General features: G+C 66.6%; 11 protein-coding genes. All 11 read right to left on the bottom strand.

The window, feature by feature from the left end:
- Positions 1–7 precede the first annotated feature (7 nt).
- The 11 genes from OX462_RS03830 to OX462_RS03780 all read right to left on the bottom strand — a co-directional run bounded on the left by OX462_RS03830 (position 8) and on the right by OX462_RS03780 (position 15,531).
- Positions 8–2,338 (bottom strand): DUF8189 domain-containing protein, encoded by a 2,331-nt coding sequence (locus tag OX462_RS03830; protein WP_409027813.1) that lies wholly within the window; start codon positions 2,336–2,338, stop codon positions 8–10.
- 163 nt (positions 2,339–2,501) lie between these two features.
- Positions 2,502–2,978 carry a hypothetical protein gene (locus OX462_RS03825; RefSeq protein WP_070224288.1) on the bottom strand — a complete coding sequence of 159 codons (477 nt, stop codon included), beginning with the start codon at positions 2,976–2,978 and terminating at the stop codon, positions 2,502–2,504.
- Between the two features lie 215 nt (positions 2,979–3,193).
- Positions 3,194–4,411 (bottom strand): acetate/propionate family kinase, encoded by a 1,218-nt coding sequence (locus OX462_RS03820; RefSeq protein WP_409027812.1) that lies wholly within the window; start codon positions 4,409–4,411, stop codon positions 3,194–3,196.
- Positions 4,408–5,823 carry a bifunctional enoyl-CoA hydratase/phosphate acetyltransferase gene (locus OX462_RS03815; RefSeq protein WP_121670481.1) on the bottom strand — a complete coding sequence of 472 codons (1,416 nt, stop codon included), beginning with the start codon at positions 5,821–5,823 and terminating at the stop codon, positions 4,408–4,410. The genes OX462_RS03820 and OX462_RS03815 overlap by 4 nt, the downstream gene beginning before the upstream one ends.
- 9 nt (positions 5,824–5,832) lie before the next feature.
- Complete coding sequence (locus tag OX462_RS03810; protein WP_409027811.1) at positions 5,833–8,097, bottom strand: DUF3141 domain-containing protein; 2,265 nt, start codon at positions 8,095–8,097, stop codon at positions 5,833–5,835.
- 48 nt (positions 8,098–8,145) lie between these two features.
- Complete coding sequence (locus tag OX462_RS03805) at positions 8,146–9,270, bottom strand: ABC transporter permease (protein WP_070224284.1); 1,125 nt, start codon at positions 9,268–9,270, stop codon at positions 8,146–8,148.
- A 1-nt stretch (position 9,271) separates the two neighbouring features.
- Positions 9,272–12,013, bottom strand: coding sequence for a ribosome-associated ATPase/putative transporter RbbA (gene rbbA / locus OX462_RS03800; RefSeq protein WP_409027810.1), 2,742 nt, complete (start codon positions 12,011–12,013; stop codon positions 9,272–9,274).
- 2 nt (positions 12,014–12,015) lie between these two features.
- On the bottom strand, positions 12,016–13,089 hold the full coding sequence (locus OX462_RS03795) for an HlyD family secretion protein (protein WP_070224282.1): 1,074 nt from the start codon (positions 13,087–13,089) through the stop codon (positions 12,016–12,018).
- Positions 13,090–13,107: 18 nt separating this feature from the next.
- Positions 13,108–14,553 carry an efflux transporter outer membrane subunit gene (locus OX462_RS03790; protein ID WP_409027809.1) on the bottom strand — a complete coding sequence of 482 codons (1,446 nt, stop codon included), beginning with the start codon at positions 14,551–14,553 and terminating at the stop codon, positions 13,108–13,110.
- 10 nt (positions 14,554–14,563) lie between these two features.
- Complete coding sequence (gene fabI, locus OX462_RS03785) at positions 14,564–15,349, bottom strand: enoyl-ACP reductase FabI (protein ID WP_409028722.1); 786 nt, start codon at positions 15,347–15,349, stop codon at positions 14,564–14,566.
- Complete coding sequence (locus OX462_RS03780) at positions 15,346–15,531, bottom strand: hypothetical protein (RefSeq protein WP_070224279.1); 186 nt, start codon at positions 15,529–15,531, stop codon at positions 15,346–15,348. Before OX462_RS03780 ends, fabI begins: the two co-directional genes overlap by 4 nt.
- Between the last annotated feature and the right edge of the window lie 338 nt (positions 15,532–15,869).

The raw sequence follows: 15,869 nt of genomic DNA, 5'->3' as shown, positions 1-15,869 counted from the left end.
ATTGACGTCAGAAACACGATACCACGCCGCCCAGGCTTTCATAGCCGCTCACGGAAGGCGACCAGGCCGTACCGTTCCAGGCCTTGTGGAACAGGGCGCCATTCGTGCCCGTGACAAACACGTCGAGGCGGTTCGCCGCCCAGGCCGTGGCGCGCGGGCGCGAAGTGCACACGCCGCCCAGGCTTTCAAAGCCCGTCAGCGACGGCGTCCAGGCGCTGCCGTTCCACGCCTTGTGGTACAGGGCGCTATCGGTGCCGATGACGAACAGGTCGAGCCGGTTGGGCGCCCACGACACGGCTTCCACCTCGCCCACGCAGATGCCGCCCAGACGTTCGAAGCCGTCGTTGGAAGGCCCCCATTTCGCGCCATCCCACCACTTGTGGTACAGCGCCCCATCGGTGCCCGTGACAAAGACGTCGAGCCGGTTCGGCCCCCACGCCACCGCCTTCGGCGACGAGGTGCAAATGCCGCCCAGGCGCTCGTAGCCCGTCAGCGACGGTCCCCAGGCCGTGCCGTCCCACCACTTGTGGTACAGCGCCCGGTCCGTGCCGATGACGAAGACGTCGAGGCGGTTCGGCCCCCACGCCACGGCTTCCGGCTGACCCAGGCAGATGCCGCCCATGGCTTCGTAGCCCGTCAGCGACGGCCCCCAGGCGGCCCCGTTCCACCACTTGTGATACAGGCCGCGGTCCGTGCCGACGACAAACACGTCGAGGCGGTTCGGCCCCCAGGCCACGGCGCGCGGGTCGCCCACGCACAGCCCGCCCATCGCTTCGTAACCGGTCAGGGACGGGCCCCAGGCCGTGCCGTTCCACCATTTGTGGAACAAGCCGCTGTCGGTGCCCGTGACGAACACGTCGAGCCGGTTCGGCGCCCACGACACCACCTGCGGGGCGCTGGTACAGATGCCGCCCTGCCCTTCATAGCCGGTGATGGACGGCGCCCAGGCCGTGCCGTTCCAGGCCTTGTGGTACAGCGCGCGGTCGGTGCCCAGCACGAAGACGTCGAGGCGGTTCGCGCCCCAGGCCACGACGGGGGAAGAACTCTGGCGCGGCGTAGCGCCCGTGCCGCCCGTCCCCGTGCCGATGCTGGCGCGCGGACCGTCGAGACAGGCCTGCATGCGCGCCACCTGGCCCGCCGTGAACATGAACATGGCGGGATCGTCGACGTAATCCATGTAGTTCATGAACATGTCGCCATTCGGCCCGTTGCTGCAGGAAATGTGGGGGAACGAAGGCTGGCCCGTGTTCGGTCCGCCCTGGTTCGGCGTGTCGGCCACGTTGTCCGTGCCCGAGCAGCCGGTGCCGTCGTCGCCCCAGATATGGTTCAGGTTAAGCCAGTGGCCGATTTCATGCGTGGCAGTGCGCCCCAGGTGGAACGGCGGCGCCGCCGTTCCCGTCGTGCCGAAGGCCGATTGCAGGATCACCACGCCGTCGGTGGCGGCCGGGCCGCCGGGAAACTGCGCGTAGCCGAGCAAGCCGCCGCCCAGCTGGCACACCCAGATATTCAGGTAGCTGTCGGCCGGCCAGGCATCCATGCCGCCCGTCGCCTGCGATTTGACGGCATCGTCGGCGCCAAACGAGGCCACGGTCGTCTGGCGCCGCTCGATGCCGCTGGTGGCCGCGCCATGCGGATCGATGGTGGCCAGCGCGAACTCCACGCGCGCATCGGCCGTCAGCGGCAGGAACGGCGCCGGCGTGCTGTTCACATCGGGATTGACACGCCGGAAATCACGGTTCAGTACGTCGATCTGGCTGGCGATCTGCGCATCCGAAATATTCTGCGCGGCCGTATTCCACACCACGTGCACGACCACCGGTATCTGCGTCACGCCGGAACGCCCGGCGCTGCTGCCGGCGCCCTCGTACATGCCAGCCTGGTTTTCAATATCGGCGCGGATGTTCGCATACGATGGATCTTCCGTCAGCAGGCGGCGATGCACGTCCATCGTGGCGCAGGTGCGCACCTGCGGCGTACCGCCGCCCTGGCCGCCGCCGTCGCCGCCCATGCCGCCTCCACCGCCCCCGCCATCGCGGTCGCCCCCCATGCCGCCGCCATCGCCCACGTGCATGCAACTGGCGCCGGCCATGCCCTGCGATGCCTGCTGCATGCCGCCGCCCGGCATGTCGCCGCCGTTCGCCGCGGCCGCGCCCTGCGCGAGCGCCGCCTGGTCCGCGTACGACATGCCCAGGCGCGGCCCCGGCATGGCGTCGGCGCCCGCCGCATCAGTACCGGCATGCACGTCGCCCTCGACCGGCATGGACTGCATGGACTGCATGGCCGGCGCGCCTTCGGCCGAACCGGTGGCCGGTAATTTTTTCGTTTTAGCGGTGCTCATGGTGTCTCCTTCGTCTGTTTGCCAATTCACTATGGCACGGCGAAAAGAGGAGCATTTGTGCCAGATCAAGACTGGCAAGCGGTGCCCGAAAAAAGTGGCAGACGAAAAAAAGACAGCCGAAGCTGTCTTTTTGGCTTGCGGGCCGTGGCCCGCAAACGGGGAATTACTTGGCGGCGGCGGCCTTGACTTCAGCGTCGGCTTTGGCCTTGGCTTCTTCCGTCTTGGTGGCGGCGAGGGCTTTGTCGGCATTCGCTTCCACTTTTTCCTTGGCGACCTTGGCGTTCGCTTTTACGGCAGCCTTGGTGGCTTTCGCATCGGCCTTGGCATCGGTTTTGTCTGCCTTGGCTTCCGCTTTCAGCTTGTCTTCCGCATCGGCGTTGACGACTTTGTCATGGGCCTTGGCTTTGGTTTTGTTCGCCTTGTGATGGGCGTCAGCTTTCTTTTCGTCAGCCTTCATCTCGGCCTTGGCGACATTGGCGTCAGCCTTGGCATCGACTTTGGCTTCCGAAGCGGCAGCCTTGTTGACGTCTTTTTGCGCGGAAGCCTGGGCTTTCACGACAGCTTCCGTGGCCGGCGCGGTTTGAGCGAAGGCGGCGGTAGCAAACAGGGTAGCGATCAGTGCGGCGAGTAATTTGTTCATGATGAGACCTTTCAATATGGTTTAATTTTATTCTTACTAAAGGCGGGCAAAATGTTCAAAATTTGCCAGGCATCGCGCTGTTTCTTGATGTAGCGCAATGGCATGACTTCATAGTAAAGATAACTGGCAAACCACACAGTGCGGTAGCGCACTCAACGAGAAATATATGCAAATCGGCAAATTTCCCATCGAGCGCGGCCTGACGCTTCAGATCCTCATGCGCCCACGGCCAGCGCCGCGTGGCGCGCCGCCACCCACTCCTCGTTGGCCGGCTCCACGCCCACCACGATGCGGCTGGCATCGGTGGAGATAAGGCTGGCGTTGCGCGCATTGGCCTGCGCATCGAGCACGGGGCCGATAAAACCGAGCTCGGCGCAGATGCGCTGGCGCAGTTCGGCGCTGTGCTCGCCGATGCCGGCCGTAAACACCAGCATGTCCAGCCCGCCCAGCACGGCCGTCAGGGCGCCGATCTCGCGCACGATGCGGCGGATATATAAGGCCAGCGCGGCGCGGATGCGTTCGCCCGTCGCATCTTGCCGGTCCTGCTGCGCCAGCAAGACCGGCGGGTCCGCCGACACGCCGGACACGCCCAGCAAGCCCGACTCGTGGTACAGCACATGCGCCACTTTTTCCAGCGACAGCTTTTCGATTTCCATCAGGTAGATCACGGCGCCAGGATCGAGCGAACCGCAGCGCGTGCCCATCATCAGACCGTCGAGCGCGGAAAAGCCCATGGTGGTGGCCACGCTGTGCAAATTGTCCATGGCGCACAGGCTGGCGCCGCTGCCCAGGTGGGCCACGATGACCTTGCCGCGCGCGACAGCGCCGAAACGCTGCTCCAGCACCAGCGACTGGTATTCGTACGACAGGCCGTGGAAACCATAGCGGCGCAAGCCCCGCTCCCACGCATCGTAAGGCAGGGCCAGCATCTGCTCGACCTGCGGCACCGTGTGGTGGAAGGCCGTGTCGAAGCACGCCACCTGGGCGATGTCGGGCCGCGATGTGAGCAGCACCTCGATCGCCTCGAGCGCGAACGGCTGGTGCAGGGGCGCCAGCGGCACATAGCTTTTCAGGTCCGCCAATACCTTGAAATCGATGCGCACGGGGGCGAAGTACTTGCTGCCGCCATGCACCACGCGGTGCGCCACGGCGCGCAGCGCACGCCCGTCCAGCTGCGCCACCACTTGCGCGCGGATGTATTCGAGCGCCGCATGATGCGGCTGCTCCGCATCGAGCTGCAAGGCCACCGCCGGCAGGCCGCCGGCGCGGTAGGTGGCGTTTTCGCGGCCGATGCCTTCGACCTTGCCGCTCCATTGCGCCTGCTGCGGCAGCACGCCGCCCGCCTGCTCGAACAGGGCGAACTTGATGCTCGACGAGCCGCAATTGAGCACCAGGATCAGGGTGCCGTCGGCGTGGGTGGTTGGCGCGTTCATGGCGGCGTGCTCCGGTAATGGTTGGCCAGCATCACGGCGATGGCGCACGAGGCGATGCGGCTGGCGCGCGAATCGGCGCGGCTGGTGAGGATGACGGGGATCTTCGCGCCCAGCACGATGCCGGCGCTGTCCGCGTCGCCCATGTACTCGAGCTGCTTGGCCAGCATGTTGCCGCTTTCCAGGTCTGGCACCAGCAGGATGTCGGCGCGGCCCGCCACTTCCGAGACGATGCCCTTGACGGTGGCGGCGGCGATCGACACGGCGTTATCAAAAGCCAGCGGGCCGTCGAGGATGGCGCCCGTGATCTGTCCGCGGTCGGCCATCTTGCACAGGGCGGCCGCGTCCAAAGTCGCCGGCATGTCCGCGTTCACCGTTTCCACGGCGGCCAGGATGGCCACGCGCGGGCAGGCCACGCCGATCACGTGCGCCAGGTCGATGGCGTTGCGCACGATGTCGGCCTTCATGGCCAGGTTGGGCGCGATATTGATGGCGGCATCCGTGATGATGAAAGGGCGCGGATAGGCGGGCGTCTGCATCAGGAAGCAGTGGCTGATGCGGCGCTTGGTGCGCAGGCCGGCGCTGGCCGACAGCACGGCCGACATCAGTTCGTCCGTATGCAGGCTGCCCTTCATCAGCGCCTCGACTTCGCCCTTGCCCGCCAGTTCGGCGCCGCGCGCGGCGGCAGCATGGCTATGCTCGACGTCCTCGATGGCGATGCCGGCCAGGCTCAGGCCCGCCTCCAGCGCCACCGCTTCCAGGCGCGCGCGCGGCGCCACCAGCACGGGCGTGATCAGGCCGGCCGCATGCGCGTCCAGCGCGCCAGACAGACTCAGTTCATCGCAGGGGTGGATCACGGCGACCCGGATCGGCCCCAGCGTACGTGCGTGCTCGAGCAGGCGCCGCGTGCCGTCGCCGTTATGCAGGCGCACTTCGGGCAAGGTGGCGCGCGCCCGCTCGATCTGCTCGGCCGGCGCGATCACCTGCGCCTCGCCGTCGAGCACCACGGCGCCATGCTGGTTGACGCAGCGGCAAGCCAGGGTCACGTGGCGGCTGCGCGGCTCGCGCGCCGTGACGGTAACGCTGATGGCCAAGGTATCGCCCACGCGCACGGGTTGCAAAAAACGCAGGGTCTGGCCCGTGTAGACGGTGCCGGCGCCGGGCAGGCGCGTGCCCAGCACGGCGGATATGAGGGAAGCGCCCCACATGCCGTGCGCGATCACGCCCTGGTAACGGGTGGCGGCGGCAAATTCCGTATCGAGGTGCTGCGGGTTGTCATCGCCCGACATCACTGCGAACAGGGCGATATCGTCCATGCTCAGGGTGCGCGTGATGCTGGCAGTGTCGCCGATGGCGATCTGGTCGAAGGTGCGGTTACGCACGATATGCAGATCATCGTCTTGGGTAGTAGTCATCGTGGTCTTCTAGGCAGAGGTAATGTGTTTGGCCGGTTTGGCTTTGGGTCCGGCATGGGATGCGCGCGCGTCCGGCGGCAGCGCCTGCGCCTGCTGCTTGACTGCGCGGTCGAAGACGTCCAGCATCTGCTGCAGGCTTGCTTCCTCGTCCGGCGTCGGCGGCTCGGGCACCTGCAGCACTTGCTGCAGCCATTCGGCCAGCGCGCCGATGTCGTCCGGATCGGCGCGCGACAGCAAGGCCGGCAAGGCGGCGATGGCGGCATCGAAATCATGCAGCATCAGGCGCGCCTGCTGGCGCACGATGCCGCGGAATTCCTCCATGCTGACCTCCTGCCGGTATTGCGGCTTGATCAATTTGAGGGCCAGGTTGACCCTGCGCTCGTCGGCGATCATGCGGAAGCGGTAGATGTAGAACAGCGCGCGCACGGCCGCTTCCACCAGGCCGCCGCGCTGCATGTCCTCGTCCATCTTGCGCGTTTCGCAGCGCACGTATTCGCAATGCTCGGGCGAGATGCCGGGATGGGGGCGCGGCGGCGTGGCATCGCCGATGGTCTGTCCCGTCAGCGCCTGCACCAGGGGCGAGCCGTACACCAGGTCGAAGGTGGTTTCCTGCACAGTATCGCGCCAGTCGCGCCAGCCGTTCAAACCGGCCGTGATGGCGCCGGAGACGGCTTCCTGCATGGCCAGCAGCGGGTTGTCGGGCGATACCGGCTGGCGATGGGCGCGCACTTTTTCCGCCTCCCTGGCCACCAGTCTGGCCAGCGGATTGTGGTCGGTCCAGCGCTCGTACGACACGCGCAGCGGATGCGCAAGCTGCAGGAAGCGCGCGGTCTGCGGCGTGACCATGGCGCGCACCCACGGCTGCGCGAACGTGCGGTACAGGGCCAGGTTCACCTCGGATACGCGCGCGGCGGCGGCGAACTTGCGGTCGTTTTCCACGCTAGGCTGCACGATGGCGCGCACGTCCTCGATGCCGCGGTGCTCGACCTGCAGCACATAATCGCCGCTGGCCAGGTCGGCATTCGGCGTGTCGGGCGTCTTGTCGACGATCCGTGCTTCGTAGATACCGGCCGGCAGGAGGTTGATCAGGTCGATATTGCTGGCGAATTTCTGGTGTTCCTTGTGCCCCACCTTGGCCGAGACGAAGATGCCCAGGTGGCCGATGCTGTCATGCACGGCGTAGACGATGGTCTGGTCGTGCATCAGCACGTCCTTGTCGTCGCGGTACAGGTCCGTGATCCAGCCCAGCGCCTGCGGCGGCGGCGTGATGTTGTCGCCATTCGAGCAGAATACGACGATGGGCGAACGGATATTGCGCAAGTCCAGGCGCACGCCGTCGGAGGTGATCAATTCGGCCGTGGCCAGGCGGTTGCCGATGAACAGATTGTCGACGATGTACTGCATCTCGACGTCGTTGAGGAACACATGGCCGCCCCAGTATTTTTCAAATTCCAGGTAGCGGGGCGCTTCCGTATCGATGTTCGCGTACAGGTTGTACTGCTTGCTCCACAGGGTATTGGCCGGGTTGAGCTTTTCGAAATTCTGCACCAGGCTGGCGCCGTCGAAACGGCCGTTGCCCAGGTCGCCCGCCAGCGCCGTGGCCCAGCTGCCGCCCATCAGGCCGCCAGCGTAGCGCATCGGGTTGCGGCCATGCCAGCCGGCCCAATAGGACACGGGCGCGCCGGCCACGATGATGGGACCGAACAATTCCGGGCGCATGGCCGCCGTCATGAGGATTTGCCAGCCCGCCTGGCAATTGCCGATGACGACGGGCTTGCCTTCGCTGAGCGGATGCAGGGCGATGACTTTTTCCAGGAAGGCCGCCTCGGCATGCATCACGTCTTCCACCGTCTGTCCCGGCACGGGATCGGGCAGGAAGCCGATGAAGTAGCACGGGTGGCCGGCGCGCAGGGCCACGCCGATCTCGCTCTCGGCCTTGAAGCCGCCGATGCCGGGACCGTGGCCGGCGCGCGGATCGACGACGACAAACGGCCGTTTCGATGGCTCAGGTTCGGGCGCATCGGGCGTCAAAATGCGCGCCAGGCCGTAGTTGACGGGGCGCGCCAGCTCCAGGCCCGACATCACCAGTTCGGCGGGGAAGTCGAGCACGTTCGGCACTTCCTCGGCCAGGTGCTCCTGGTACTGGTTGCCGCGCCGGCGCATCACGTCCGCGTACAGCACGATGCGCTGCCACGAGTCGCGCGCATAATCGCCCAGCATGCCCAGGGACGGCAAGCCGCCGGTGGAGAAAAATGGTGCAGCTTCGGTTGTCATGGCTATCCTTTTCATGCAAAAAAACGCCGGACCATTCCGGCGCGGGGGCTACGCCATCTGGCTGATGGTCTTGCGAAAGCGCGCCAGCGCGAAGGTAAACAGGGCCGTGCCGATGGCCAGCAGGGCCAGGAACGGTTTCCACACCACGTCGATGCCGGCGCCCCGGTACAGGATCGCCTGGCTCAATTCGACGAAATGCGTGGTCGGGGCGATCAGCATGATGTTCTGCACCAGCTCGGGCATGCTTTCGCGCGGCGTGCTGCCGCCCGAGAGCATCTGCAGCGGCAGCAGCACGAGGATCAGGAGCATGCCGAACTGCGGCATGCTGCGCGCCACGGTGGCCAGAAAAATGCCCATCGAGGTGGTGGCGAAAAGGTGCAGGGCCGCGCCGCACAGGAACAGCGCGATCGAGCCTTCGATCGGCACGTGCAGCATGCCGCGCACCACCAGGTTCAGCGACAGGGCGGCGGCCAGCAGCACCACCAGGCCCATCGACCAGACCTTGCCCAGCATGATCTCGGCCGGCGTCACGGGCATCACCAGCAAATGCTCGATGGTGCCGTGTTCGCGCTCGCGTATCAGCGCCGCGCCCGTCAAAATGATCGACAGCATCGTCACCTGGTTGATGAGCTCCATCAGCGAGCCGAACCAGGCCTGGCTCAGCGACGGGTTGAAGCGCGCGCGCATCACCAGCTCCACGGGCGAGACGGTTGCGCCCCGGTAGCGCTTGGCGAATTCCGATATCTCGCCAGCGACGATCTGCTGGATGTAGCCGCTGCCGCTGAAGGCCTGGCTCATGCGCGTGGCGTCCACGTTCAGCTGCAATTCCGCCTGGCGCCCGCCCAGCACGTCGGCCTGCAGCTTGGGCGGGATCGTCAGCACGAAGGTGTACCGGCCCGCATCGAGACCCGCATCGACCTGGCTCTGGTTGATCATGGCCGGCGGCGTGAACTGGGGCGGGAAGAAGGCCGAGGCGATGCGCGCGGACAGCGGCGAGCCATCCTCGTCGACGATGGCGATCGAGGCCATGTGCAGGGTTTCCGGCTTGGCCGTGGCGGCCACGTAGATGGCCAGGGTGAACGTGTAGAGGATCAGGATCAGCATCATCGGATCGCGGATCAGGCTCCAGATTTCCTTCACGCCCAGGCGGTAGATGTTTTCAAGGTGGCGCATATCAGCTCTCCTGTTTCTTCAGCAGCGCCACCGTCACGCCGAGGATCACGGGAATGGCGACGAGCAGGGGCCAGAACGAGGCGTGCAAGTCGCCAAAGCCCAGCGCCTTGTTGAACACGCCGCGGCTGATATTGAGCATGTGCGTGGCGGGGTACATCAGGCCGATGGCCTTGCCCACGCCTTCCATCGACGAGACGGGATTGAGCAGGCCGGAAAACTGGATGGCCGGGATCATGGTGCCGATCATGGTCACGAACAGGGCCGCGATCTGGCTGCGCGTAAAGGTCGAGGCGAACAGGCCGATGCCCGTGGCGCAGATATTGAAGATGAAGGTGGCGCCGATCAGGGTCGGCAGGCTGCCCTTGATCGGCACGCCGAAGGCCGTGACGGCCAGCAGGGCCATGAGGACGAAGTTGAACATGGCCAGCACGACGTAGGGCACCTGCTTGCCGAGCAAGAATTCCAGGCGCGTGACGGGCGTCACGTACAGGTTGATGATGGAACCGAGTTCCTTTTCGCGCACCACGGACAGCGCCGCCAGCATGGCCGGCAGCATCAGCAGCAGCAGAGGAATCACGGCCGGCACCATGGCGGGCAGGCTTTTCACGTCCGGGTTGTAGCGGTAGCGCGTCTGGATGGCGACGGGATTGCTCATCGTGATGCCGTAGCGGTGCAAGGCCTGGTCGGCCAGCCACAGCTGATGCATGCCCTGCACGTAGCCCTGCACGGTTTCGGCGCGCATCGGCATGGCGCCGTCGATCCACGCGCCCACCTGCGCCGGCGCGCCGCGCTGCACGTCGCGCGCGAAGCCGGGCGGGATCTCGATGGCCAGCGACAGTTCGCCGCTGCGCATGCGCTTGTCGATATCGGCATAGTCGCGCAGCGGCGGGCGCTCGACGAAGTAGCGCGAGCCGGCCAGGTTGTTCGTGTAATTCTGGCTCAGGGTCGTCTGGTCATGGTCGAGCACCGCATAGCTCAAGTCTTCGACGTCCAGGCTGATGCCGAAGCCGATGACGAACAGCAGCAGCACGGAGCCGCCCAGCGCCAGGGTCAGGCGCACGGGGTCGCGGCGCAATTCCAGCGCCTCGCGCCACATGTAGCTGAGCATGCGGCTCACGCTGAAACGGCTGCGCCGGTGCTGCGGCGCCGGTGCCGTTTCCTGCGGCACGGACGCCGGCGTTTCCTGCACTGTCGCCGCTGCCGTGCCGCCGCCCGCCTCTTCCAGGTAGGCGATGAAGGCCGCCTCCAGCGACGGCGCGCCCTTCTTGCGCACCAGTTCGGCCGGCGCATCGCTGACCAGCACTTTACCCGCATGCATCAGCGAGATGCGGTCGCAGCGCTCGGCCTCGTTCATGAAGTGGGTGGAAATGAAGATGGTGACGCGGTCGCGCCGCGCCAGCTCGATCATCAGGCGCCAGAAATTGTCGCGCGCGATGGGGTCGACGCCGGACGTCGGCTCGTCGAGGATCAGCATTTCCGGCTTGTGCACCATGGCTACGGCCAGCGACAGCCGCTGGCGTATGCCCAGCGGCAGGCTGTCGGGCAAGTCGTCCATCACGGCGCGCAAGTCGAAGCGCTGCGCCATTTCGTCGATCCTCGCCGGGATCTCGCCCTCCGGCACGTGGAACAGGCGCGCGTGCAGCACCAGGTTCTGGCGCACCGTCAGTTCGCTGTACAGGGAAAACGCCTGCGACATGTAGCCGACCCTGCGGCGCGTGTCGATGTCGTTGGAATCGACTTCCTTGCCGAACAGCCAGGCCTTGCCTTCCGTGGCCGGCAGCAGACCCGTGAGCATCTTCATGGTGGTCGATTTGCCGCAGCCGTTCGAACCGAGAAAGCCGAAGATCTCGCCGCGGCCGATGCGGAAATTCACATGGTCGACGGCCGTAAAATCGCCGAAGCGCATGGTCAGGTCTTTGGCCTCGATGGCGACGTCCTGCGCGCTGGCGGCGTCCAGCGGCGTGATCACGACGGGCTGGTGGCCGGCGCGCTTGGCTTCGGGCAGCAGCTTGATGAAGGCCGCTTCCAGGTTGCCGCTTTCGGTACGCGCCAGCAGTTCGGCCGGCGTGCCCGTATCGAGCACCTTGCCGTCATCCATGGCGACTAACCAGTCGAAACGCTGCGCCTCGTCCATGTAGGCGGTGGCCACCATCACGCTCATTTGCGGGCGCTGCACCCGGATGCCGGCGATCAGGTCCCAGAACTGGGCGCGCGCCAGCGGATCGACGCCGGTGGTCGGCTCATCGAGAATGAGCAGGTCGGGATCGTGGATCAGGGCGCAGCACAGGCCCAGCTTCTGCTTCATGCCGCCCGACAGCTTGCCCGCCGGGCGCGCGAGGAAGGGCTGCAAGCCCGTGCTGCGGGTCAGCTGGTCGATGCGGCGGCGGCGCTCGGCCGCGTCATGGCCGAACAGGCGCGCGAAAAACTGCAGGTTTTCCTCGACCGACAGGGTCGGATACAGATTCTTGCCCAGGCCTTGCGGCATGTAGGCGATGCGCGGGCAGACGTCGTCGCGGTGGCGCGCATCGCGCATGTCGCCGCCCAGCGCCATCACGCTGCCCTGCTGCACGGCGCGCGCGCCGGCCACCAGCGACAGCAGGCTCGATTTGCCCACGCCATCGGGGCCGATCAGCCCCACCATGCGGCCGGCCGGCACGTCGAGGTCGACGCCGTCGAGCGCCACCGTCTTGCCGTAATGCTGGCTGACGCCCTTGATGCTGACGACAAAGGAAGTCACGTCCATGCTCACTGCGGAACCTTGGCCGTCAGTTCAGCGGGCCAGGGCTGCTTCGCATCGAGGCGCACCCAGGCCACGCCCGGCAAACCCACTTTGACCAGGGCCAGGTGCTTTTGCAGCAGCTCGCGGCTGATCTGCGCCTTCACGCGGAACATCAGCTTCTGGCGCTCGCTGGCCGTTTCCACCGTCTTCGGCGTGAACTGCGCGCTGGCGGCGACAAACGAAATCGTCGCGGGAATCACGTAATTGGGCGCCGCGTCGAGGATGAGGCGCACTTCGCCGCCCATCGCCACCTTGCCGGCCGCCGTCTCGGGCAGGAAGAAGGTCATGTAGACGTCCGACAGGTCGACCAGGTTGAGCACCTTGCCGCCGCCGGCCAATACTTCGCCCTGCTGCGCCACCAGGTATTGCACGCGGCCGTCGCGCGGTGCCGTCAGCTGGCCATCGGCCAGGTCGGAATCGATGCGCGCCGTGGTCGCCTCGGCGGCCACGACAGCGGAACGCGAACCGACCACCTGCGCTTTTGCCGCATCGATGGCCGCCTGCGCCGCCGTCACCTGCGCCTTGGCCGCATTCAGGGCGGCGGCCACGCTGCGCACGCGGGCGCGGTCGTCGTCGAGTTCCTGCACCGAGGAAGCGCCTTCCTTCGACAGGGTTTCGGAACGGGCCAGGCGGCGCCTGGCCGCATCGAGTTCGCTTTCGCGCTGCGCCACCATGGCCAGCGCGGCCGCCTTGTCGCTTTCGCGCACGGCCACCTGCGCCTGCGCGCCGACCACGGCATCGGACGCCTGCTGCTGGCGCGCGCGCGCCTCGTCGCGCTGGGCCGTCAGCGAGTCGACCTGCATGGTGGCCAGCGGCTGGCCCGCCTTGACGAAGTCGCCCTCGCGCACGAGGATCTCCTTGACCCGGCCGGCCAGCTTGGTGGCGACGTCGACTTCCGTCGCCTCGATGCGGCCATTGCCGCTGACAAAACCTTCGCCAGGGCCCGTGGGGCGCATTTTTTGCCAGGCCACGTAGCCCAGCACGAGAACGGCCACGACGAGCGCCGCGGGGATGAGTTTTTTCTTCAGTTGAGCATTCATGGTATCGGGGCGATCAAATTAGTGGGTGGAAGCGGCGGCGGGTGCGGGTGCGCCGCCGCCCAGGGCCGCGTACAGGCTGACCTGGCTGGACAGCAGCGCGCGGCGCGTCTGCACCAGCTGCTGCTCGACCGTCAGCAGGTCGCGCTGTGCATCGAGCACTTCCAGGTAGGGCGCGGCGCCATTGTCGTAGCGCAGCTTGGCCAGGCGCGCGCGTTCGCTCTGCGCGGCCAAGGTGGTCTTGCCGATATCGACCTGCAGCGCCAGCCAGCGCCGGTTCGACAGCGCGTCGGCCACTTCGCGGAAGGCGCCCTGCACGCTCTTTTCATAATTGGCCACGGCCACGTCGCGGCGTACCTCGGCCAGGTCCATATTGGCGCGGATGCGGCCCGCGTCAAAAATCGGCAGTACCAGGCGCGGCGCGAAATTCCAGGCGCCGCTGCCCGAGTCGAACAGGCCGCTCAATTCCGCGCTGGCCGTGCCATAAGCCGCCGTCAGCGAAATGGTGGGGAAGAAGGCGGCGCGCGCGGCGCCGATATTGGCTTGCGCGGCGCGCAACTGGTGCTCGGCCGCCATCAGGTCGGGACGCTGCGTCAGCAAGGCCGAGGGAAGGCCCGCATGCAGCGGCTGCAGCACGCTGGCGTCGTCAAAGCGGCGCACCTCGCCAGCCACTGGCGTCAGGTCGACGGGGCCGCCCACCAGCTGGGCCAGCGCATGCGCCTGCACGGCGCGCGCCTGCTCCAGCTGTGCCGACAGCGACAGGGCCTGGCTGAGCAGGGTTTCGACCTGCGTCAGGTCCAGCTTGGAGATCGACCCCACCTCGAAGCGGCGCGTGAAGATGCGCAGCGATTCGGCGCGGCTGTCGACGGTGGCGCGCGCCAGTTCCACGCGCTCGTCGAGTTCGCGCAAGCCCAGATAGCCATTGGCCACCTGCGCCACCAGGGCCACGCCGACGGCGCGGCGCGCCTCGTCGCTTGCCAGCAGGGTTTGCAGGGCGCTGTCCTTCAGGCTGCGCACCCTGCCCCAGAAATCGAGTTCCCAGGCGCTCACGTTCAAGCCCGCCTGGTACTGCGCGCTCGTCATGGCGCGGCCCGTCGGACTCAGGTCGTCTGGCACGCGTGCGCGGCTGCCGGAGGCGCCCAGCGCGATGGTGGGGAACTGCTCCGCGCGCTGGATGCCATACGCGGCGCGCGCTTCTTCCACGCGCAGGGCAGCGATGCGGATGTCGCGGTTGCCGGCCAGCGCCTGCGCAATGAGCGCCTGCAGGCGCGGGTCGGCAAAGTAGGCTTGCCAGGCGACGTCGGGCGCCTGCGCGCCGGCCGGATCGGCTTCCGGATACTGCGCCGCCACGGGCAGCGGCGGCGGCGCGTACGGCGGCGCCAGCGAGGCGCAGCCGGCCAGGGCCAGCGCGGTGGCCAGCGCGGCCGTCCTGGCGCGGTTGGACAAAGTAGAAACAGCCATGGTCATCTTCTTCCAGTCAATTCAGAATGTTGTAGCCGCCATCGACATACAGGGTGCCGCCCGTGATGGCGCGCGCGCCGTCGCCGGCGAGGAAGGCGCACAGCGCGCCCACGTCCTCGATGGTGGCCAGGCGGCGCATGGGCGAGCGTTCGATGGCGTCGGCCATCAGGCGGTCGAAATGGGCGATGCCGGAAGCGGCCCGCGTCTCCAGTGGGCCCGGCGAAATGGCGTTGACGCGGATGCCTTGCGGCCCCAGTTCGGCGGCCAGGTAGCGCACCGACGCTTCCAGCGCCGCCTTCACGGGCCCCATCAGGCCGTAGTCGGCGATGACTTCCTCGGCGCCCAGGTAGCTCATGGTCATCAGGCTGCCGCCGTCCGGCATCAGGGGTTCGGCCAGCTTCGCCATGCGCATGAAGGAATGGCAGGAGACATCCATGGCCTGCGCGAAACCGTCGGCCGAACTGTCCGTGACCCTGCCATGCAAATCCTGTTTCGGCGCGTAGGCAATGGAATGGACGACGAAATCGATGGCGCCCCACTGCCGTCCGATCTGCGCGAACAGCGCCTCCAATTGACCCGGCACGGCCACGTCGAGCGGCGCCATGATGGCCGCCTGCACTTGCTGCGCCAGCGGCTCCACGTATGGACGGGCCTTGTCATTGAGCCAGGTCACGGCCAGTTCGGCACCGGCCGCGCGCAGCGCGCTGGCGCAGCCCCATGCGATGCTTTGCGCATTGGCGATGCCCACCACCAGCCCACGCTTGCCCTGCAAAGGCAAGTGCGGGTGCAAGCCGGCCGTCATGCCTGGACCGGACGCAAGGCGGGCCACGGCGTGGCCGCCTGCACGCAGCGCACCGCGCCGGCACGCGTGGCGGCCGCGCTCATGGCCAGGGTCACGCCGCCGGCGCGCGCATACGGCAAGGCAATCGGTGTGTGGGGATGGAGGGTATTGCACGCGTCAGGCGCGGGGGTCTGCATCTTCATGAATCGGCTTCCGTCACTGAAATTCGAGGCCGGCACCAGTGCATTCTCGGGGAACTGGTACAGGGCGAAAATTACTCTACAGCATTTAGATACGTGATTCGCGATGAGTCCGGTCCGCATGCTTATCGTTTTTGAGCTAGGTCAACTATAAGTGCGATTGCGGCGATGCAACATTGATATACATCAAATTCTACATCAATATTATTTAAATGAACTAATTGACAAGCAATCGAATCGCGGTGCTTATTTGATAATATCGCGGGGCTGGCGCACAGAAAGGCGGCCGAGCAAAAGAAGGGGGAATTGCCTGAAAAACAAACTACGCGGCGCCGTGGCGG

The sequence above is a fragment of the Janthinobacterium aestuarii genome, from assembly GCF_046113285.1.
Classification (GTDB): Bacteria; Pseudomonadota; Gammaproteobacteria; order Burkholderiales; family Burkholderiaceae_D; genus Janthinobacterium.
The sequence above is the reverse complement of the archived record's forward strand: the minus strand, read 5'-3'. Positions and strand labels throughout refer to the sequence as shown.